Origin of the sequence: Microbacterium azadirachtae (genome assembly GCF_000956545.1) — a bacterium.
Lineage (GTDB): Bacteria > Actinomycetota > Actinomycetes > Actinomycetales > Microbacteriaceae > Microbacterium > Microbacterium azadirachtae.
On the sequence record NZ_JYIT01000052.1, the window covers coordinates 1 to 21,027 of the forward strand.

Annotated in this window: 16 protein-coding genes; 7 read left to right on the plus strand and 9 right to left on the minus strand. The window is 72.9% G+C overall.

Going from position 1 to position 21,027, the window contains the following annotated elements; genetic code table 11:
- Window positions 1–45 precede the first annotated feature (45 nt).
- Window positions 46–741 (minus strand): hypothetical protein, encoded by a 696-nt coding sequence (locus tag RL72_RS02275; protein WP_045249188.1) that lies wholly within the window; start codon window positions 739–741, stop codon window positions 46–48.
- Between the two features lie 124 nt (window positions 742–865).
- Here RL72_RS02275 and RL72_RS02280 point away from each other — a divergent pair, with 124 nt between their 5' ends.
- The 3 genes from RL72_RS02280 (at window position 866) to rocD (ending at window position 6,877) form a co-directional block, all read left to right on the plus strand.
- Window positions 866–4,639: a proline dehydrogenase family protein gene (locus RL72_RS02280; RefSeq protein ID WP_045249189.1), complete on the plus strand. Its 3,774-nt coding sequence runs from the start codon at window positions 866–868 to the stop codon at window positions 4,637–4,639.
- A 145-nt stretch (window positions 4,640–4,784) separates the two neighbouring features.
- Entirely contained in the window at window positions 4,785–5,663 is an 879-nt protein-coding gene (ddaH, locus tag RL72_RS02285) for a dimethylargininase (protein WP_045249190.1), read from the plus strand.
- Window positions 5,660–6,877 carry an ornithine--oxo-acid transaminase gene (rocD, locus tag RL72_RS02290; RefSeq protein ID WP_045249191.1) on the plus strand — a complete coding sequence of 406 codons (1,218 nt, stop codon included), beginning with the start codon at window positions 5,660–5,662 and terminating at the stop codon, window positions 6,875–6,877. The genes ddaH and rocD overlap by 4 nt, the downstream gene beginning before the upstream one ends.
- Window positions 6,878–7,148: 271 nt before the next feature.
- Here the strand turns inward: rocD and RL72_RS02295 are convergent, their stop codons facing one another.
- The 7 genes from RL72_RS02295 to RL72_RS02325 all read right to left on the minus strand — a co-directional run bounded on the left by RL72_RS02295 (window position 7,149) and on the right by RL72_RS02325 (window position 15,148).
- Complete coding sequence (locus tag RL72_RS02295) at window positions 7,149–7,643, minus strand: GbsR/MarR family transcriptional regulator (protein ID WP_045249192.1); 495 nt, start codon at window positions 7,641–7,643, stop codon at window positions 7,149–7,151.
- A gap of 7 nt (window positions 7,644–7,650) precedes the next feature.
- Window positions 7,651–9,264 carry an ABC transporter permease gene (locus RL72_RS02300; protein WP_045249193.1) on the minus strand — a complete coding sequence of 538 codons (1,614 nt, stop codon included), beginning with the start codon at window positions 9,262–9,264 and terminating at the stop codon, window positions 7,651–7,653.
- On the minus strand, window positions 9,264–10,244 hold the full coding sequence (locus RL72_RS02305) for an ABC transporter ATP-binding protein (protein WP_211256010.1): 981 nt from the start codon (window positions 10,242–10,244) through the stop codon (window positions 9,264–9,266). The genes RL72_RS02300 and RL72_RS02305 overlap by 1 nt, the downstream gene beginning before the upstream one ends.
- A gap of 99 nt (window positions 10,245–10,343) precedes the next feature.
- Complete coding sequence (locus tag RL72_RS02310) at window positions 10,344–11,948, minus strand: molybdopterin-dependent oxidoreductase (protein WP_045249194.1); 1,605 nt, start codon at window positions 11,946–11,948, stop codon at window positions 10,344–10,346.
- Window positions 11,949–12,054: 106 nt separating this feature from the next.
- Window positions 12,055–13,317: a Bcr/CflA family efflux MFS transporter gene (locus RL72_RS02315; protein ID WP_052674133.1), complete on the minus strand. Its 1,263-nt coding sequence runs from the start codon at window positions 13,315–13,317 to the stop codon at window positions 12,055–12,057.
- Window positions 13,314–14,696, minus strand: a complete 1,383-nt coding sequence (locus RL72_RS02320) for an MFS transporter (RefSeq protein WP_082071972.1) — start codon at window positions 14,694–14,696, stop codon at window positions 13,314–13,316. Before RL72_RS02320 ends, RL72_RS02315 begins: the two co-directional genes overlap by 4 nt.
- 5 nt (window positions 14,697–14,701) lie before the next feature.
- Window positions 14,702–15,148, minus strand: a complete 447-nt coding sequence (locus tag RL72_RS02325; RefSeq protein ID WP_045249195.1) for a MarR family winged helix-turn-helix transcriptional regulator — start codon at window positions 15,146–15,148, stop codon at window positions 14,702–14,704.
- Window positions 15,149–15,285: 137 nt separating this feature from the next.
- On the opposite strand from RL72_RS02325, the gene RL72_RS02330 reads away from it, so the two are divergent.
- The 4 genes from RL72_RS02330 to RL72_RS02345 all read left to right on the plus strand — a co-directional run bounded on the left by RL72_RS02330 (window position 15,286) and on the right by RL72_RS02345 (window position 19,140).
- Entirely contained in the window at window positions 15,286–16,044 is a 759-nt protein-coding gene (locus RL72_RS02330) for a copper homeostasis protein CutC (RefSeq protein ID WP_045249196.1), read from the plus strand.
- Between the two features lie 59 nt (window positions 16,045–16,103).
- Window positions 16,104–16,973: an alpha/beta fold hydrolase gene (locus tag RL72_RS02335; protein WP_045249197.1), complete on the plus strand. Its 870-nt coding sequence runs from the start codon at window positions 16,104–16,106 to the stop codon at window positions 16,971–16,973.
- 65 nt (window positions 16,974–17,038) lie between these two features.
- Window positions 17,039–18,088: a lipoate-protein ligase LplAB gene (gene lplAB, locus RL72_RS02340; RefSeq protein WP_045249198.1), complete on the plus strand. Its 1,050-nt coding sequence runs from the start codon at window positions 17,039–17,041 to the stop codon at window positions 18,086–18,088.
- Window positions 18,085–19,140 carry a DNA methyltransferase gene (locus RL72_RS02345; protein WP_428838614.1) on the plus strand — a complete coding sequence of 352 codons (1,056 nt, stop codon included), beginning with the start codon at window positions 18,085–18,087 and terminating at the stop codon, window positions 19,138–19,140. The genes lplAB and RL72_RS02345 overlap by 4 nt, the downstream gene beginning before the upstream one ends.
- Before the next feature lie 52 nt (window positions 19,141–19,192).
- On the opposite strand, the gene RL72_RS02350 is transcribed toward RL72_RS02345, so the two are convergent.
- A complete protein-coding gene (locus RL72_RS02350; RefSeq protein ID WP_045249199.1) occupies window positions 19,193–20,929 on the minus strand; it encodes a PHP domain-containing protein in 1,737 nt (578 codons plus the stop codon).
- Window positions 20,930–21,027 lie beyond the last annotated feature (98 nt).

The window sequence follows — 21,027 nt, forward strand, 5'->3', positions numbered from 1 at the left end:
GGTTGCTGCGCCACCAACCCCGCCGGATGGGGGTCGCGTCGTCCGTCATCGTGCCCACGTCACCTCGTCCTCGGCGGGCAGCTCGTCGACGCCGACCGTGACGTACGCGCCGGTCCGGATGTCGGCCCAGTAGTCGCCGCGGGTGAAGAGCTCGCCCACGAAGTGCGTCGAATCGGGCAGGAGGACCTGGATCTCGTCCCCGGGGGCGACGTCGTCCGCGTCCACCAGCCAGGAGATCCGCACGCGCGTCGCCACCCCGGGCTGAAGGAAGGAGACGCTGCTGCCGTCCACCGTGCGGTCCGGGCTGAACCCCTGCACGGCCACGTCCTTGACCGTGACGCCCTTGAGCGCGTCCTTGGCCGAGGCGGACCGGGGCTTGGAGAACTCGTTCGTGACGTCGAGCACGACGACGAGCGTGCGCTGCCCGGCGGCGGGGGAGAGGCCGGTGCCGCGCACCTCGCCTCCGATGGCCGCGCTGACCACCGACATGTCGAGGTCGGATCCGACGTAGTGCTCTCCGGCGTGGAGCTTCGGCGGCTTCGGCACCGGCACGTCCGCAAGGCCCCCGAACGCGGCCGTCGAGGCGAGCAGCACGGCGCCGGCGCCGCTGACGAACCAGGCCGTCGGCACGCGGTCGGCCATCTTGCGGGCCCAGGCCGTGATCCGCGCCTCGGATGCCGCGCGCGTGGCCGCGTCGGCCTCCTCGCGCGACGCCGGCAGCGGCTCGTCCCGTTCCCCCACGCGTACAGCATATTCAGGGTGCGCGGGCGGGCGTGCCGCCCCTTTCTGCGGGCCGGAGAGCGCCATGCTGGGAGTGAGCACTCGCGCGCCCACCCGACAGCGCGAGAGGGAGGACCGCACGCACATGCCGCAGTGGCTGCACGCCGCACAGACCGAGCGCGCCCGCAAGGCCGTGGCCCTCGCCCAGCGCTGGATCGACGAGGCCGCCCAGTCGCAGGCGGATCCGGCAGCGGAGCGCCTGGCCGCCGTGCTGCGGGATCCGCACGGCCTGTCGTTCACGCTCGGCTTCGTCGACGACGTGATGCGCCCCGAGAGCCTCGGCGCCGCGGCGTCCGGCCTGCACCGGGTGGCGCCGCTCGTGCCGGGATTCCTGCCCTGGTACCTGCGCGCCGCGGTGCGCGCCGGCGGTCTGGTCGCCCCGGGCCTCCCGGCTCCGACCGTGCCGATCGCACGCACCGTGCTGCGCGAGATGGTCGGCCATCTCATCGCCGACGCCCGCCCCGCCAAGCTGGGACCGGCGATCGCGAAGCTGCGCGCGGGCGGCGCGCGGCTCAACCTCAACCTGCTCGGCGAGGCGGTGCTCGGCGAGGACGAGGCGCAGCGCCGCCTGGACGGGATCCACGAGCTGATCCGCCGGGACGACGTCGACTACGTCTCGGTGAAGGTGTCGTCGGTGGTGAGCCGCATCTCGATGTGGGCGTTCGATGAGGTCGTCGAGCAGGTCGCCGCGCGGCTGATGCCCCTCTACCTCACGGCCGCGGCGCCTGGGGCGGGCTCCGTCCCGACCTTCATCAACCTCGACATGGAGGAGTACCGCGACCTCGACCTCACGATCGCGGTGTTCACCCGCATCATGGAGGATCCGCGGCTGAAGGACCTCGAGGCCGGCATCGTGCTGCAGGCCTACCTGCCCGACGCGCTTCCGGCGCTCCGCGAGCTCACCGCCTGGGCGAAGGACCGCGTCGACCACGGCGGCGCCCCGATCAAGGTGCGGCTGGTGAAGGGCGCCAACCTCGCGATGGAGCGCGTCGAGGCCGCGCTGCACGGATGGACGCCCGCGCCCTACGACACCAAGATCGACACCGACGCGAACTACCTGCGCTGCCTCGACGCGGCGCTCACGCCCGAATCCGTGCGGGCGGTGCGCATCGGCGTCGCCGGGCACAACCTCTTCGACATCGCCTACGCCTGGCTGCTCGCGGGCGACCGCGGCGTGCGGCCCGACCCGGTCGCGCTCGACGGCACGGACGGCCCGGCGGGAGGAGCGCCCGGATCCGCCTCCGCGCCTCTCGAGTTCGAGATGCTGCTCGGCATGGCGCAGGGGCAGGTCGAGGCCGTGAGCCGCGAGGTCGGGCACGTGCTCCTGTACGTGCCCGTGGTGAAGCCGCGCGAGTTCGACGTCGCCATCAGCTACCTCGTGCGGCGGCTCGAGGAGAACGCGTCCAAGGAGAACTTCCTCTCGGCGGCGTTCCGCCTGCACGAGGAGCCCGACCTGCTCGACCGCGAGATCAACCGGTTCGCGCTCTCGCTCGAGCGCTCCGCCGACCCCGGGCTGCCGACCGGTCCGCGCCGCCGGCAGAACCGTCTCGCCCCCGTGCACGAGTCGGCGGCGCTCACCACGGATCCGGACACCGAGGCCGCGGCGCTCACGCAGGCGGTGCTGGGCATCGCCGAGGCCGTCGACCCCGGCGACACGTTCGTGGAGACCGCCGTCTTCGCCGCGCGCGAGGACGACTCCGCGGTCGCCGCCGGCGCCCCCGGCTTCCGCAACACCCCCGACAGCGACCCGTCCCTCCCCGCGAACCGGGAGTGGGCCCGCGGGATCCTCGCGCGCATCGAGGGCAGCACGGCCGGGGAGGGGCTCGTTCGCAGCGCCCTCGTCACCGACCCCGCGGAGCTCGACCGCATCGTCGCGCGCGTCCGTGTCGCGGCCGCGGACTGGGGATCCCGCCCCGCCGCCGAGCGCGGCGAGGTGCTGCTCCGCGCCGCCACCGTGCTCGAGTCCCGCCGGGCGGAGCTCATCGAGGTCGCCGCCGCAGAGACCGGCAAGATCCTCTCCGAGGGCGACATCGAGGTGAGCGAGGCCGTCGACTTCGCGCGCTACTACGCGGCGCGGGCGAGGGAGCTCGACGCCGTGCCGGGCGCCGCCTTCGTGCCGTCCCGGCTCACCGTCGTCGCGCCGCCGTGGAACTTCCCGCTGTCGATCCCCGCCGGCGGGGTGCTCGCCGCGCTCGCCGCCGGATCCGGCGTCGTGTTCAAGCCGGCCCCGCAGGCGCGGCGCTCGGCGGCGGTGATCACCGCCGCGCTCTGGGACGCGGGCATCCCGCGGGACCTGCTCGCGTTCGTCGACATCTCCGAGGCGGACCTCGGCCGCGACCTCATCGCCCACCCCGACGTCGACCGGGTGATCCTCACCGGGTCCTTCGAGACGGCGGCCCTGTTCCGCAGCTGGCGGCACGACCTGCCGCTGCACGCCGAGACCAGCGGCAAGAACGCGCTCGTGATCGCCCCGTCGGCGGACCTGGACCTCGCGGTGGCGGATCTCGTGCGCAGCGCCTTCGCGCACGCCGGGCAGAAGTGCTCGGCGGCGTCGCTCGCCATCCTGGTGGGACCCATCGGGCGCTCGCAGCGCTTCGCGCGGCAGCTGCTCGACGCGACCCGGTCCCTGCACGTCGGCTGGCCCGACGATCCGCGCACCGAGGTCGGCCCCGTGATCGAGCCCCCGCAGGGCAAGCTGCTCTGGGCGCTCACCGAGCTCGGGCCGGACGAGAAGTGGCTCCTGAAGCCGCAGGAGGTGCCCGGATCCGGTGGCCGGCTGTGGAGCCCCGGGATCCGGATCGGCGTGCAGCCGGGGTCGCGCTTCCACCGGGAGGAGTTCTTCGGCCCCGTGCTGGGCATCATGCACGCGCCCACGCTCGCCCGCGCGATCGAGCTGCAGAACGCCGTGGAGTACGGCCTCACCGCCGGCCTGCACACCCAGGACCCCGACGACCTCGCGCTCTGGCTCGACCGCGTGCAGGCGGGGAACCTCTACGTCAACCGCGGCATCACCGGCGCCATCGTGCAGCGCCAGCCGTTCGGCGGCTGGAAGCGCTCCTCGGTCGGCGGCGGCGCGAAGGCGGGCGGCCCCAACCACCTCCTCGGCCTCGGCACGTGGCGGGACACCGGCGGCAGCGGATCCACCACGCTGCACCTGCGCGGACTCGATTCGCGGATCACCGCCCTGATCGAGTCGGCCCAGCCGTCGCTCGACTACACCGCGTTCGAATGGCTGCGCCGCGCGGCGCTCTCCGACGCGCTCGCCTGGGACCGCGAGTTCGGGCGGGTGCGGGACGTGTCGCGACTGGGCGTGGAGCGCAATCTCTTCCGCTACCGCCCCGTTCCGGTCGCCGTGAGGGCGACCGGCGAAGCCCCCCTGCGCGCCCTGCTGCGTGTGGCGATCGCGGCGATCCGCGGCGGCGGCGCGTTCACGCTCTCGTCCCCGGTCGGCCTGCCCGCCGCGGTGCGGCGCGTGCTGGGCGAGGCCGGGGTCACCGTCTTCGTCGAGACCGACGCGCAGTGGATCCAGCGCTTCACCGCCCCGCCGGTGCCGGATCCCGAAGGATCCCTTCGCCTCCCCTCGCCGAAGCCGACGGAGAGCGAGGCGGAGCCCGGCGACGAGGCCCGGCCGCTGCCGCGCGCCGACCGGGTGCGCATCGTGGGGGCGCCCGACGACGTGGCGGCCCTGCACGCCGCGCTCGCCGAGGCCGTGCAGGGGGATCCGGATCTCGCGATCTTCGCGGGCGAGGTCACCACGGCCGGGCGGATCGAGCTGCTGCCGTTCCTGCACGAGCAGGCGATCGCGATCACCGCCCACCGCTACGGGAACCCGGACGACTGGAGCGCCGAGGTCATCTGAGCGGCCCGGCGATCTGGCCACGCTCAGGCTCGGGTGCGACAATGGACGGCGGCGTGCCCGTGTCGCATCTTCTCCGCACAACGGATCGAAGGACCGCCGGGCCTGAGGACAGCGTCCGCCGCTACCGGAGATTCTGAGGAGCCTCATGTCGACGCCCGAGACCGCCACGGCCGCCACGCCCACCCGCACCGCGCACCACCGCCGGTACCTGATGTGCAAGCCGGAGCACTTCACGGTGAACTACAGCATCAACCCGTGGATGGAGCCGGCGAACCCGACCGACACCGCGAAGGCCGTCGCGCAGTGGCAGAAGCTCTACGACCTGTACCTCGAGCTGGGCCACGAGGTGGAGCTCATCGAGCCGCTCGCCGGCTACCCCGACATGGTCTACACCGCCAACGGCGGCTTCGTCATCGACGGCCGCGCCTACGTGCCCTCGTTCTACTACGAGCAGCGCCAGGGCGAGGCCCCGGCGTTCGCCGACTGGTTCCGCGCGAACGGCTTCGACACCGTGCTGCCGAAGGAGATCAACGAGGGCGAGGGCGACTTCCTGCTCGCGGGCGACGTGATCCTCGCCGGCACCGGCTTCCGCTCGGCCGGCGACAGCCACCGCGAGGTGAGCGAGGTGTTCGGCCGCGAGGTCGTGACGCTCACGCTCGTCGACCCGCGTTTCTACCACCTCGACACCGCGCTGACGGTGCTGGATCCGGTCGTCGGCGAGGAGAACGGCGGACCGGCGAGCGCCAACATCGCCTACCTGCCGCACGCCTTCGACGACGCGAGCCGGGCGATCCTCGAGGAGCGCTTCCCGGACGCGATCCTGGTCTCGGACGAGGACGGCGCCGTCTTCGGGCTGAACTCCGCGAGCGACGGCTACAACGTCATCATCTCGCCGCGTGCCACCGGCTTCGAGAAGCAGCTGCGCGAGCGCGGCTACAACCCGCTCACCGTCGACCTCAGCGAGCTGCTGCTCGGCGGCGGCGGCATCAAGTGCTGCACCCTCGAACTGCGCGGTGCCAAGTGACAGCCGCCGCAGAGCTCACGGCCGACTCGGCCGCCTCCTCGACGGAGCCCCATGTCGCCCGCAACTACGCGCCGCTCGACGTGACCATCGCGCGCGGCGAGGGCGCCTGGGTGACCGACGTCGAGGGCAAGCGCTACCTCGACCTGCTCGCCGCCTATTCCGCGGTCAACTTCGGCCACCGCCACCCCGCTCTCGTGGCGGCGCTCGAAGAGCAGCTGGGGCGCGTCGCGCTCACCAGCCGGGCGTTCCGCAGCGACCGGCTCGAGCCGTTCGCCGCCGCCCTGGCCGAGCTGTGCGGCAAGGACCTGGTGCTGCCGATGAACACCGGCGCCGAGGCCGTGGAGACCGGCATCAAGGTCGCGCGCGCCTGGGGATACCGGGTCAAGGGCGTGCGGCCCGACGCGGCGCGCATCATCGTCGCGCAGGGCAACTTCCACGGTCGCACGACCACCATCGTCGGCTTCAGCGACGATGAGTCCGCCCGCGACGGCTTCGGCCCCTTCACGCCGGGCTTCGACGCGGTGCCCTACGGCGACGCGGAGGCGATCGCCGCGGCGATCACCGACGACACCGTCGCGGTGCTGATCGAGCCGATCCAGGGCGAGGGCGGCGTGATCATCCCGCCCGAGGGCTACCTGCGCCGGATCCGCGAGATCTGCGACGAGCGGAACGTGCTGTTCGTCGCGGACGAGATCCAGTCCGGCCTCGGCCGGGTGGGCGAGACGTTCGCCTGCGATCGCGAGGGCGTCGTGCCCGATCTCTACCTCCTCGGCAAGGCACTGGGCGGCGGGATCCTGCCCGTCTCGGCGGTCGTCGGGAACGAGGACGTGCTGGGCGTGATCCGCCCCGGCGAGCACGGATCCACGTTCGGCGGCAATCCGCTCGCCGCGGCCGTCGGGCTGCGGGCCGTGGAGATGCTGTCCTCCGGCGAGTTCCAGGAGCGCGCGAAGGCGCTCGGCGAGCATCTGCGCGAGGGCCTGGAGTCGCTCATCGGCCAGGGCGTCACCGCGGTGCGCGTCGCCGGGCTGTGGGCGGGCGTCGACATCGACCCGACCCGCGGGACCGGACGCGAGGTGGCCGAGAGGCTCCTCGATCGCGGGGTGCTGGTCAAGGACACGCACGGCCAGACGATCCGCATCGCGCCGCCCATCGTGGTGCGCGCGACCGAGCTCGACTGGGCGCTCGAGCAGCTCCGCCTGGTGCTCGAGGGCTGACCCCGCGGCCGGGCGCCGGCTCGGTAGGGCCCGCCCGATCTCGCCGAGACCCCCGCGGCGCGTCGAAACCCCCACACGCAGTCGCTGCGGCGTGGGGGTTTCGACGTCACGTGGGGGTCTCGGCGTGGGAGGCGGTGCGCCGTGCGGGCCGCGCCCGGCTTCGGCACCGCATCGCGGCATGGCCGCACCCACCCTTGCGCCCGTCCGAGACGGCCGGCACACCGGACGGAGGGGCAATCCGGGGAACGGACACGCGGCAGGCGGGACCGGGTCAGGCCGGTGGGTGGTGCTCCGCCCGGAAGGCCTCCCACTCGTCGACGAGCTCGGGCATCCGGCGCGCCATGAAGCGGAAGAACTCCGCCATCTCGGCGGCGCGCCCCCGCGCCGCGTGGTCGTCGTCGTGCTCCGCGCCGATCGCCTCGATGTGCGCGGCGAGCCGCTCGTAGATCGGGCCGTTGTTCGTCATCAGCCCGTACCAGGTGTCGGGGATGATGACGTAGTGGTCGCGGCGGCGGTCGGGGCGCGAGACGCGGCGGATGACCTGGATCGTCTGGAGATAGCGGACGGCGCCCGACACGGCCGCGGCGCTGATGCCGAGCCTGTCCGCGAGATCCGCCGCGCTGTACCCCTCCGCAGGGGCGGCGATGAGCGCCATCATCACGCGGCCGGGCATGCGGGGGAAGCCGACGGCGGTGATCATCGCCGCGGCTTCCTCCGCCGCGTCCACGCCGTGGTGCACGGGCGGCTCCGGAGCGTGCGCGTTCATGACCCCATCATCCCGCGGTCTGGAGCTCGCGACGGCGCATCAGGGCGAGCGACGCGGCCGCCCCCGCGGCGACCACGAGCACCAGCCACCACGTGCCGCGCAGATCCGTGTCGCCGTCGGTGACGATGGGCGCGACGGAGAACGGCGAGAACCGTGTGGTCCACTCGGGCAGCCCGAACAGCGGGCCGAAGAGCCCGAACACCGTCGCCAGCAGCACGAGCGCCCACGCGATCCCGATCGTGCCGCGGGGCAGCAGCACGAAGACGAGCCCGGTGAGCACGATGAACACGCAGGCGGCGAGGCCCTGCCCGAGTCCGACCACGGTGACGACCCGAGCGAGCGACGACGCGTGCGCGTTGCCGGCGAGACCGGCGTAGGCGGCGAGCATCGCGGCGGCCACGACGATCGCGATCGCGGCGGTCGCCACGAGCAGGTGGTCGGCCAGCCACCGCACCCGGCTCACCGGCTGCGCCAGCACGATCTCGGCGGTGCCGTGCGCCTCCTCCTGCCGGACTCGTGCCACGATCTGCACAGCGGCGCAGGCGGCCAGGATCCCGAGCATCGTGAAGAACACCGACACCACCGTCTCCTCGAGGTTCCCGGCCTTGCCGATCTTCTCCAGGAGCTGCTGCACGGCGGGGTTCTGCCCGGAGATCTGGCCCGCGAGGCCGGAGAGCTTCGTCGCCAGGATGCCGGTGAGCGCGCCGCCGACGGCCCAGCCGACGATGGCGCCGTTCGTCAGCCGCCAGACGAGGGCGTGCGGGGAGGACAGCGCCGGACGCGCGTGCACCCGGCCGGGGCGCGCGGGGACGAAGCCCTCGCCGATGTCGCGCGCCGACTGCAGCGCCACGGCGACCACCGCGAGCGCGAGGCCGAACGCGAGGCCGAGGAGCGCCGGCCACCCGTCGTTCGTGTCGTAGGGGCGCGCCTGCTCGGCCCAGCCGAACGGCGAGGCCCACACCAGCCCGGAGCTGCTGATGCGCGTGAGGTCGTCGCTCGGCGTGCCCGCGACGTTGCCGATCCCGTTGATCAGGAACGTGCCGACGAGGATCCACACCGTCAGGGCGTTCGCACCGCGCGAGGTGCGCATGAGCTGCGCGGCGATGAGCCCGATCCCGAGGAAGGCGATCCCGGTCGTCGCGGACGTCGCGCCCATGAGCCAGGATCCGGCGGGCTCGAGCTTCGAGCCGAGCAGCGCGAGGGCCACCAGCACGCCGAGCACGAGGTTCGCCGCCACGCCGTGGACGATCGTCGCGATGGTCGGCAGCGCCCGGCCGACGGCGGTGGCCGCGACGAGCTCGGCACGGCCTGCCTCCTCGTCGCCGCGGGTGTGCCGGACGGCGAGGAAGGTGCTCATGAGGGCGGCGAGCATCGTCAGCCACGGCAGGATCTCGAAGGAGAGGAACTGACCTTCCGAGGCGCCCGAGGGGAGCCCGCGGAACATCATGATCACCGGGTTCGCCATCACGGCCGCCAGCACCTCGACACGGTCCTTGAGGGTGGCGTACGACTGGGTGACGCCCGCGAAGCCCGCGTACGCCATGAGCACGGTCGCGAGGATCCAGAGCAGCAGCTGCAGCCAGTCTCGGCGCAGGCGCTGCTTCAGCAGTGTGGCGAGCATCAGGACTCCTTGATGGCGGCGCGGCGGGACGCGCGGGTCCCGCCGCCCGTCGACCCTGCGTCCTCGGCGGCACGGAGGGCGGCGAGGTCGTCTCCGTAGTGCCGCAGGAACAGCTCTTCGAGAGAGGGCGGCTCGATGCGCAGCCCGGCGACGCTGCGCTGCGCGAGCACCGGCAGCACCGAGGGGATGTCGTCGCTGTCGACGGTGAACCGGGCCCGGCCGTCGTCGAGCGTGCCGTCGTGGGCGCCGGGGATGCCGGCGAGGGCGGAAGCGTCCGCCGCCTCGAACGACACCTCGGTGCGGGTGAGGTGGCGCAGCTCCTGCAGGGTTCCCGATTCGACGATGCGCCCTGCGCGGATGATGCTGACCCGGTCGCACAGCAGCTCGACCTCGGAGAGGATGTGGCTGGACAGCAGCACGGTGGCTCCGCCGCGGCGGATCCGCTGCACCTCGTCCCGGAACACGACCTCCATGAGCGGATCCAGTCCGCTCGTCGGCTCGTCGAGGATGTAGAGATCGGCGGGGACGGCGAACGCCGCGATGAGCGCGACCTTCTGCCGGTTGCCCTTCGAGTACGCGCGGCCCTTCTTGCGCGGGTCGAACTGGAACGCCGTCGTCAGGCGCTCCCGCTCGGTGCGATAGGCCGTGTCTTTCGTGCGGGCGCCGCGCAGGCGCGCGAGGAAGTCGATGGCCTCTCCGCCGGAGAGGTTCGGCCAGACGCTCACGTCGCCGGGGACGTAGGCCACCCGCCGGTGGATCTGCACCGCATCGTGCCAGGGATCCTGGCCGAAGACGGTCGCGGATCCGCCCGTCTTGCGCGCGAGGCCCAGCAGGATCCGGATCGTGGTGGACTTGCCGGCCCCGTTCGGGCCGAGGAAGCCGTGCACCTGGCCCTCGTCGACGCTGAGGTCCAGTCCGTCGAGCGCATGCACGCGGCCGTAGTGCTTGGTGAGGCCGTCGGTGCGGATGATCGTGTTCATGGCGGCGATGCTACGCCGATTTCACGAATTCGTGAAGGAAGTGAAGCGTATGGATTCCGTGAGGATTCGCGCGGGGGAGCGGCGGGTGGCGCCGGGCGGTCAGGAGCTCACCGTCACGCCGACCGTGTGCCAGCCCGTCGCGCCGTCGGGGGCCGGGGGAGCGACGGTCGCGGTCTGGACGGTGCCGTCGGCGCCCGTCGCGCGGCAGCGGAGCGTGTGCTGCCCCGCGGCCGCGCGCCAGGGCACCCGCCACTGCACCCAGGTGTCGGCGGAGATCGCCGGCGCGAGCTCCGCGGTCTGCCACGGACCGTCGTCGACCTGCACCTCCACCGCCGAGACGCCGACGTGCGGCTGCCAGGCGACCCCCGCGATCGTCGTCTCGCCGGCGCGCACCGCCTGCCCGGCCCGGGGCACGTCGATGCGCGATTCGAGCTTGATCGGTCCGTGGTCGGACCAGCCGCGCGAGGTCCAGTAGGCGGTGGCGCGATCGAACCGCGTCACCTCCAGGTCGGTGACCCACTTCGTCGCGGAGACGTAGCCGTACAGGCCGGGCACCACCATCCGCACGGGGAAGCCGTGCTCGAGGGGCAGCGGCTCGCCGTTCATGCCGATCGCGAGCAGGGCGTCGCGGTCGTCGGTGAGGGCCTCGAGCGGGGTGCCGGCCGTGAAGCCGTCGATCGAGGTGGAGAGCACCATGTCGGCGCCGGCCGACGGCTGCGCCCGCGCCAGCAGCTCGCGGATCGGATAGCCCAGCCAGACGGCGTTGCCGACGAGGTCACCGCCGACCTCGTTCGACACGCACGACAGCGTCGCCGCCGACTCGACGAGGGGCAGCGCGCGCAGCTCGTCCCAGGTGAGCGTCACCTCCTGGGCGACCATGCCGTGGATCCGCAGCCGCCAGCGCGCCGGATCCACCTGCGGCACGACAAGGGCGGTGTCGATGCGGTAGAAGTCGGCGTTCGGGGTGATCAGCGGGCTGAGCCCGTCGACGTGCAGTGCGGCGCCGGAGGGGATCGCCGGTGCCGGCACGGCCGGCTTCGGCAGGCGGAGGGCGCTGCGCACGGTGGCGACCGCGACGGACCCTGCTCGCCCCGCCGTGGCCGCGACCGTCGCGAGGATGCCGAGCGCCGCGGCCGCGCCCGTCCCGGCGAGGAAGCGGCGGCGGGACGTGCCCTCGGGGAGCGTGGCTGCGGCTCGGGCGTGCTGCGGCGCGGTCCCCTCGGAGGGCTTCTCGGGCGCGGTCCCCGCGGAAGGCCTCTCGCGCTCGGGGAGGCGCCGCATCAGCGCGCGCAGCGTGAGGGCCGCGACGATCCCCGCCGTGAGCGCGGGCAGCCACGACAGCGTCGCCGCACCGGCCCGCAGCGGCGCCAGCAGGGACACCGCGCCGCCGAGCACCACGAACCCGGCGACGCCGAGGTGCCGCCAGCGCCGCTCGCAGAGGCCGAGCGCGGCCGCCGCGGCGAGGAGCACGATCGCGATGCCGGTGAGCAGCGCCGCCTTGTCGCCCGTGCCGAACAGGGCGATCGCGGTGTCCTTCGCCCACGCCGGAGCCGCGTCGATGAGCACGCCGCCGACGACGGCGAACGGGCTCGACTGCGGCGCCACCAGGGTTGCGACGAGTTCGCCCGCGCCGATGCCGAGCAGCGCGGCGGCCAGCCCCGCCGCCGCGGCGCGCGCCCTGACGCCCCAGGCGGATCCGTTCATGTCCTCAGCGTAGGAACCCGGCGCGGGCGGACGGCGCGGAGATCACGGATTCGTAAGAAGTTCGCGGGATCCGGTCCGCGTCCGGGTCCGGCCGTCCGGACGGGGCTCACTCGCCGGTGCGCGTGACACGTCCGGTGAGAGCCAGCACGGTGAGGGCGGCGGCGAATGCGACGAGCATGGTCGCGCCCATCAGCGTCGCCGACACCCCCGCCTGCGACAGCAGCGGCGGCACCAGGGCGCCGAGCAGCGCAGCCAGGGTGCCGAGCACGGCGGACGCGGATCCGGCTCCGCGCGTGATGCGGGACAGAGCGAGCGCGGTGAGCGTCGGGTTGTTCACGCCGTGCAGTGAGACGAGCAGGAACAGGGGAGGGAGCAGCCACGGCAGGGGGCTGTGCAGGAGCGCGCTCAGCAGCACGGCGGCTGCGGCGACGGTGCCGAGCGAGAGCGACCAGAGCACGAGCCGGCGTCCGGAGTCTCGCCGTCGTCGCGCGATCCCGGCATGGGCGCCGTCGGGGGCCGACCGGGACGAGCGGCGCGCCACCCGCCGGCTGATCCACGCGCCGAGCATGATCCCGCCCGCGTTGACCGCGAAGATGACGGCGAATCCCTGCGCTCCGACCCCGTACTCGCGCTGCAGCACGAACGACGACATCTGCAGATAGGTGAAGAAGCCGCCCGTGGCGAGCCCCAGCGTGATCGCGAACACCATGAACGGGGCGTTCGACAGGGCGGCGCCGAGGCCGCGCAGATCGCTGCCGAGCCCGCCCGTGGTGCGCTGGGCGGTGGCGAGGGTCTCGGGCACGCACAGGGCGGCCGTCAGCAGCAGCGCGAGCCCGATCGCCCCGAGCGCCAGGAAGAGGCCGCGCCAGTCCGTGAACGCGAGCAGGCCGCCGCCGATCAGCGGCGCGAGCACCGGTGCGGCTCCCGCGATGGCGGTCAGGGCGGCGAAGGCGGCCGTCGCCTCCGCCGCGTGGAACACGTCGTGCACGACCGCGCGCCCGATCGCGAGCCCGGCCGCACCGCACAGCCCCTGCAGCAGGCGCACGAGGATCAGCAGCTCGATCGACGGCGCCGCAGCGCACAGGAACGAGCACAGCGCGAAGGCGGCCACCGCCCACAGCAGCGGACGACGGCGACCGTAGCGGTCGCTGACCGGACCCCACAGCAGCTGCCCCACGGCGATGCCGATCAGGCACGCGCTCATCGTCACCTGCGTGAGGGCCTCGGTCGTCAGCAGGTCCCGCCCCAGCTGCGGAAGGGCCGGGATGTACAGGTCGATCGACAGCGGGCCGAACGCCGAGAGCGCGCCCAGGGCGGGCAGCAGCGAGCGGCGGGCGCGCATGTCGTCGAGGCCTCCGTCGGCGCTCACGCGTCCGTGTCCTCCGGGCCGGATCCGTTCGCACCGCCGGAGACGGGCCTGCCGGATCCGCCCGCTTCGGTGCGGATCGGCGTGGTGGCGCTGGTGATCGGCGGCGTGACCGCGCGCTGCATCGCCTCGACCACCCGCAGGGGGCGCGTCTCGTCCAGGGCGAGCAGGAAGCGGGCGTCCTCCCGCCGGTGCAGACGGCCGGAGTACATCATCCAGCCCGCGCCGATCGCGAAGGCCACGAGACCCGCCGCACCGCCGACCGAGATCGCCGCCCTCGGGCCGAACGCGTCCGCGACCCAGCCGGCGATGGGCGCCCCGATCGGCGTCGCGCCCATGACGACCGCCATGTACAGCGCCAGCACGCGTCCGCGCAGGGCCGGGTCCGTGGTGGTCTGCACGTAGCCGTTCGCGGTCGTCAGCATCGTCACGGTCGAGAAGCCGACGAAGACGAGGGTGATCGCGTAGGCGACGTAGGTGGGCATCTGCGCCGAGATGAGCGACGCGACACCGAACCCGCCGGCCGCGAGCATGAGCACCCGAACCCTGGCCCGATCGCGGCGCGCTGCCAGCAGCGCGCCGGTGAGGGAGCCGATCGCGAGCACCGAGCTGAGCACGCCGTAGCCGTCCGCCTGCTTGTGGAACTCGAGCGCCATGGTCGACGCGAAGATCGGGAAGTTCATGCCGAATGCGCCGATGAGGAACACCATGACGAACACGACCATCAGATCCGGCCTGCTGCGCACATAGCGCAGGCCGACGATGAGACCCCCGGCCCGGGGGTTCTTCGGACGCGGCAGCAGCTCCCTGGTGCGGATGAGCAGCAGCGCCACGATCATCGCCAGGAAGGTGGCCGCGTTCGTGACGAACACCCAGCCGGATCCGAGGGCGACGATGGCGAGGCCGCCGACCGCGGGGCCGATCAGGCGCGCCATGTTGAACGACGCCGAGTTCAGAGCGACCGCGTTCGAGGCGTTCTCCATCGAGACCATGTCGGAGACGAAAGCCTGCCTGGCCGGGGCGTCGAACGCGTTCGCGACGCCGAAGCACGCGGCGAACACGAGCATGAGCGGCAGCGTCATGACGTGGGTGAGCAGCAGCACGGCGACGCACAGGGCGAGCACCATGAGGGTCGACTGCGTGACGAGCAGGATGCGTCGCCGGTCGAAGCGGTCGGCGACGCGGCCGGTGAGCCCGACGAGCACGAGCGGCGGCCCGAACTGCAGGGCCATCGTGGCGCCCATGGCGGTGGCGTCGTTGTGCGTGAGCTCGGTGAGCACCACCCAGTCCTGCGCGGTGGACTGCATCCAGCCGCCGATGTTGGAGATGATCGCGCCGAAGAACCAGATCCGGTAGTTGAACGCCCCGAACGAGCGGAACATCTGGCTCACAGCTCGGCCAGCTTCCGCATCAGGATGCTCGCCTCGTGCAGCACCCTCAGCTCGTCGTCCGTGAGGTCGAGCTCGGTGATCTCGGTCATGATCAGCCGCGTGCGCCGCTCGAAGGTCTCGGTGACGACCTTCTCGCCCGCAGCGGTGATCTCGACGTGCACGCGGCGGCGGTCCTGGTCGTCCGGGATCCGCGTGACGTAGCCCTGCTCCTCGAGCCCGGTCACCACGGCGCTCATCGTGGGGGCGGTCACGCGCTCGCGGTCGGCGAGCGCCGTCAGCGAGTGCCTCCCGTGCGCGCGCAGCGCCGCCAGCACGGCGAGCTGTGCGTCGCTCATCGCGGTGTTGCGGCTGTCCACCGCCCGCACCGAACGCAGCCGGCGGGCGAGGCGGAACGTGGCAAGACGCAGTTCGGATGCGGTCTCATGCAGTCTCTCGTCGTCCATCGCTTAGATAGCCTAACTAAATATTCGGGGAGGTGGGGTGCTCGACGCCGGCGAGTGCGGGCGGTCGATGCGAAAGATGCCGAACAAATTGCGGCGCGCCCGTTCCCCCGGCGTCCCGCTGCCACGACAATGGACGGGTGCCGCTCGCCCTCGAACTCGCCGTCCAGGACCTCGCGGGCGTGCGGGTGGCCCGTGAGGTCCGCGCCCGCCGCGTCGAGCTGACGCAGGGACTCGCGCTGGGCGGTCTGACGCCCTCGCCCGCGACGCTCGAGCTCGCCGTCGAGGCGGCAGTGTCGCCCCGCGGGGCGGGGCCCGACGTCGAGGTGCACGTGCTGGTGCGCCCGCGCGCGGGCGGCTTCCATTACGACGCCGACGAGATCGCCACCGCCGTGCGCGACGTGCGGTGGATGCTCGCGCACGGCGCGACGGGTGTCGTGATCGGCGCGCAGAGGGTGGACGGAGTCCTGGACGGGGATGCGCTCGCCCGGCTGCGCGACGCGGCCCGCGACGTGCGCGCCGACGCGGAGGTCACCCTGCACCGCGTGATCGACGTGACGCCGGATCCCCTCGCAGGTCTGCGGACGGCGGTCTCGCTCGGGCTCACCCGGGTGCTGTCCTCCGGCGGCGCCTCCGCCGCGAGGGACGGGCGGGACATGCTGCGCGCTCTGGTCGCGGCCGCGGACGGGCGCATCCAGGTGATGGCCGGCAGTGGCGTCACTGCCGAGAACGCCGCCGAGATCGCGGCGACCGGCGTCGACGCCCTGCACTTCTCCGCCAAGCGCACGGTGGCGGCCTCCGGCTCGGTGCGGATGGGATCCGCGGCCGACGACGGCGGCGGGCACGAGGTCACCGAGCTGGCGGAGGCGCAGGCCGTGCGCACCGCCCTCGGGCTCTGAGCCCGTCATCCGCCGACGCGCGAACGCGGTCGCGGTGCCGGATCCGTAGACTCAGGGGCATGGCTGAGTCCCGCACCGCCGAGTTCACCGACGCACACGGCATCGCGATCGTCTACGACGTGCATCCCGTCGCCGACGGCGTGAGGCCCAGAGGCGTCGTCCAGCTCCTGCACGGCGTGGGGGAGCACGCGGGCCGCTACGGCAGCCTGATCGCCGAGCTCACGGCGGCCGGGTTCATCGTGTACGCCGACGACCACCGCGGACACGGGCGCACCGGCATGAAGCAGCACGGCGACGCGTCCCGGCTCGGACGGCTCGGTCCCGGCGGACTGCGGGCGGTCGTCGCCGACGTCTGGCACCTCACGGAGCTGATCCGCGCCGAGAACCCCGGACTCCCGCTCGTCCTTCTGGGCCACTCCTGGGGGTCGTTCCTCTCGCAGATGGTGCTCGACGCGCACCCCGACGCGTACGACGCCGTCGTCCTCTCCGGATCCGCCCATCGCACCCCGAGCGACCTGAACTCGATGCCGCTCAACGCCCGGTGGAAGGGTCCGGAGGCCCACGGGCTCGAGTGGCTGTCCCGCGACCCCGCCGTATGGGCGGAGTTCCGCGCCGACCCGCTCACGACCGAGGTGCCGCTGCTGAAGCTGTTCGGCCCGATCGAGGCCGTGCGGCTCTACGGCCGCCCGCACCGCGACTATCCGCGCGACGTCCCAGTGCTGCTGATGGTCGGCCGGGACGATCCGGTCGGCGGGCCGCGCAGCGTGCACCGTCTGGCCGACGACTACCGCAACCGCTCCGGCCTCAGCGACGTGACGACGCTCGTGTACCCGGATGCGCGCCACGAGATCTTCAACGAGCTGCAGCAGGCGGAGGTGCGGGCGGATCTGCTCGCCTGGCTGGACAAGCACATCCCGTCGCGGGACTGAGGCATGTCCTCATCCGAGGCCTCCCCGCACGCCGCCGCCCGTCCCGCGCCGCGTAGGCTGGAGCGGTGCACGGTGAGTACAAGGTTCCTGGCGGCAAGCTGGTCGTCGTCGACTTCGAGGTGACGGACGGCGCGATCGCCGACTTCCGGCTGGCGGGCGACTTCTTCCTCGAACCGGACGACGCGCTCGACGACATCAACGCCGCCGTCACGGGGCTGCCGGTCGAGACCGATGCCTCCGGGATCGCCGCCGCCGTGCGCGCGGCGCTCCCCGACGGCGCCCAGCTGCTGGGACTCACGCCCGAGGCGGTCGGCACGGCCGTGCGACGGGCGCTCGTGACCGCGCCCGGCTGGCGCGACTTCGACTGGGAGATCCTGCACGAGAAGGCGGTGTCCCCGCGCATGAACCTCGCGCTCGACGAGGTGCTCACCACCCGGGTCGGCGAGGGGCGGCGCCGCCCGACGCTGCGGATCTGGGAGTGGGACGAATCCGCGGTCGTGATCGGATCCTTCCAGTCCTATCGCAACGAGGTGGATCCGGCGGGCGCGGCCGCGCACGGGTTCGACGTCGTGCGGCGGATCTCAGGCGGCGGAGCGATGATGATGGCCGCGGGCCAGATCATCACCTACTCGCTGTACGTGCCGGCGTCGCTCGTGCAGGGCATGACCTTCGCCGACTCCTACGCGTTCCTCGACGACTGGGTGCTGCAGGCCCTGCGCTCGCTCGGGATCGACGCCACCTACCAGCCGCTCAACGACATCGCCGGACCCAGCGGCAAGATCGGCGGTGCCGCGCAGAAGCGGCTCGCCAACGGCGGCGTGCTGCACCACGCCACGCTGTCGTACGACATCGACGGCCAGATGATGACCGAGGTGCTGCGCATCGGTCGCGAGAAGCTCAGCGACAAGGGCACGGCTTCCGCCGCGAAGCGCGTGGATCCGCTGCGCAGTCAGACCGGGCTCACCCGCGCCGAGATCATCGAGCGCTTCAAGGGCACGTTCCGCTCGCTCACGGGCGCCGAGGACGGCGCGATCTCCGCCGACGAGTACGAGGCCGCGGAGGAGCTGGTGCGCACGAAGTTCGGCACCGAGGCGTGGCTGCACCGCGTCCCGTGAGCGGCGCTCCAGAGCCGGTCGCCGAGCCGACCCCGGTCGCTGCGCCGACCCCGGTCGCTGAGCCTGTCGAAGCGTCCGCGGCCGTCACGGCAGCGTCGCCCGCGCCGGGCATCGGGGCTGTCGAGATCGTGCACGGGGAGGCGCTCGACGTCGCCCGCACCCTGCCGGACTCCGCGTTCACGCTGATCTACCTGGATCCGCCGTTCAACACCGGTCGCACGCAGGAGCGGCATGTCGTCTCCAGCCGCCGTGCCGACCGTCCGGCGGACACGACGCAGGAGATCCCGGATGCCGGCGAACCTGGATCCGCGGAATCCCGCGGGACGAACACCGACGGCACCCTGGATCTCCGGCGTTCGGTACCGGGGCGCGAAGTGAACCACGGGTTCCATGGGCACCGCTACGAGCGGGTGCGCGAGCTGCTGCACGCCTACGACGACCGGTTCGACGACTACGGAGACTTCCTCATGCCGCGGCTGGAGGAGGCCTGGCGGCTCCTCGCCGACGACGGCACGCTCTACCTGCACCTCGACTACCGCGAGGCGCACTACGCGAAGGTCATGCTCGACGCGGTGTTCGGTCGGGAGTGCTTCCTGAACGAGATCATCTGGGCCTACGACTACGGCGCGAAGCCCCGCACCCGCTGGCCCACCAAGCACGACACGATCCTCGTCTACGTTAAGACGCCGGGAGGGCACGTGTTCAACGTCGACGACGTCGAGCGCGAGCCGTACATGGCGCCGAGCCTGGTGAGCGCCGCGAAGCGCGAGCGCGGCAAGCTCCCGACGGACGTGTGGTGGCACACGATCGTTCCCACCACCGGGCGCGAGAAGACCGGCTACCCGACGCAGAAGCCCGAGGGGATCCTGCGTCGCATCGTGCAGGCGTCCAGCCGTCGTGGCGACCGGGTTCTGGATCTCTTCGCCGGATCCGGCACGACCGGCGCCGTCGCGTCCGCTCTGGGTCGCGACGCCCTGCTCGTCGACGTGAGCTCCGAGGCCGTGCGCGTGATGCGCGAGCGCATCCCGCACGCGACCGTGCAGGAGCACTGAGCCGCTGCTTCGGGCGGTGCGACGCGCCGCCCGAAGCTCGGAGGCGCCTTCGTCAGCGCACGTCGACGAACACCGGGTTGGCGTAGAACCAGGTGTCCTTCCACGGATCGCCCTCGCCGTCGCCGTGCCGCTGCGGGCCGGCGGGATCCACCGACGCGCCGTAGTAGCCGGCGCCGTGGCGGTTGCCGTCGCTGCCCCTGAGTCGCAGGTAGAACGGCCGGTCGACCCGTTCGAACACGTGCGTCAGGGTGAACGTGCCGCGACGGCCGGTGGTGTCGAACTGGCGCACCACACGCGTCTCGGGAGCCCGCATCGCATCGGCGTCCGACGAGGGGCCGGTGAGCGGGCCCGCGATGACGTCGACGTGCGCGAGCTGCGGCAGGATCCCGGCGGCGTTCACGTCCTCCGTCGCCGTCACCGTGATCGTGACGACGACGTCCTGCCCGCGCTTCGCCGTGAGCCGGCCGCCGAGCGTCACGGTGGTGCTCGCGGCATTGCCCCAGCCGCCGCCGTTCCCCTTGCCGCGTCCGGTGCCCTTGCCGGGCATCGTGGCGCCGACGCGGACGTCCAGACCGCTCAGGAGATGGCCGTGGTCGACCCACATGCGACCGAGCCGCATCGCCTCGAGCACACCGGCGTAGGAGCGGGTCGTGACGCCGGTGTGCAGGCGGGAGAACTGCCCCGGCCAGAAGTCGCTGCCGCCCTGGGGCACGCCGGTGTCGATGGGATCCGGCCGCATCCCTCGCACCGCCCAGCGATCGAACTCGCTCGGCAGGCTGGCGTAGGGCTCACCGGCCGGGTAGTCGCCGATCCGCCAGGTGTCCTTCACCGTGAGGTGGTTGTCGGAGTTCGAGGTGATCCAGAACGGGCGGTCCTCGGCGAGCAGCGCGTCCCAGAGGCCGCCGACGGTGGCGGTCGCCCAGTCGAATCCGCCGTAGGGACGGTAGGCGTCGGCCGGGTAGCCCGCCCAGCTGTCGGGGCGCGGGGCGTTGACGTACTCTCCGCGCTGGTCGCCGGGACCCGCGTTCTGGCTGATCGCGGAGCCCTGTGCGCCGGGTGCGCCCTCCATGCCGATGAAGACAGCGGGATCCGCGTCCCTCCACGCACGGATCTCGTGCGGGGAGTCGATGCCGAGCCGCATGGGGTGGTTCGCGAGCACCACGGCGTCGCCGATCGCGCCGGCGGCCTTCTGCGCACCCAGCCAGGCGACCGCCTCGGTGGCGCGACGGCCGTACTCGGCGGCCTGCGCGTCATCCTGGGGCTTGTCCCAGCCGTTGAGCTTGCCGTCCCACGCGAGCTCGAAGGCGCGCAGGATCCGGATGTCGTCCGCTCCGGGGGCGATGAGCACGGAGGCGTGCTCGGCTGCCGGGATGTACCACTCCAGTCCCTGGAAGATCAGCATCCCGCGGGTGTCGCGCTCCTGCTGGATGAGGTCGCGCGCGGTGGGCAGCCCGCGCTCCGCGTGGGCGAAGTTGCTGTGCTCGGTGAACGCGAGCCAGTCGATCCCGTAGTGCTGGGCGGCGTCGAGCTGCTGGGCCATGCGGTACTTGGCGTCGTGGCTGAACTGGGTGTGCACGTGATGGTCGCCCACGAGCCAGGACAGCTGCGGGTCGGCGGCGGGACGGGAGGCGGGGGCGGCGGCCATCGCCGCTCCTGCACCGCCGAAGGCCGAGAGCCCGCCGGCGGCGAGGGCGATGCCGGCGGTGCGGAGGATCTCGCGGCGCGAGAATCCGAGCGTGCGCAGCTCGGCGTCGAGGGCGTGGCGGTGCGGTGCGTCGTGATCGTGCATCGGGCGCTTCCTTCGGAGTCGGGACCTTCGGAGTCGAGGACCCTCGGGACCCTAGGGAGCGGAGATGGACGGGGAGGAAACATCCGATGTCACGGATG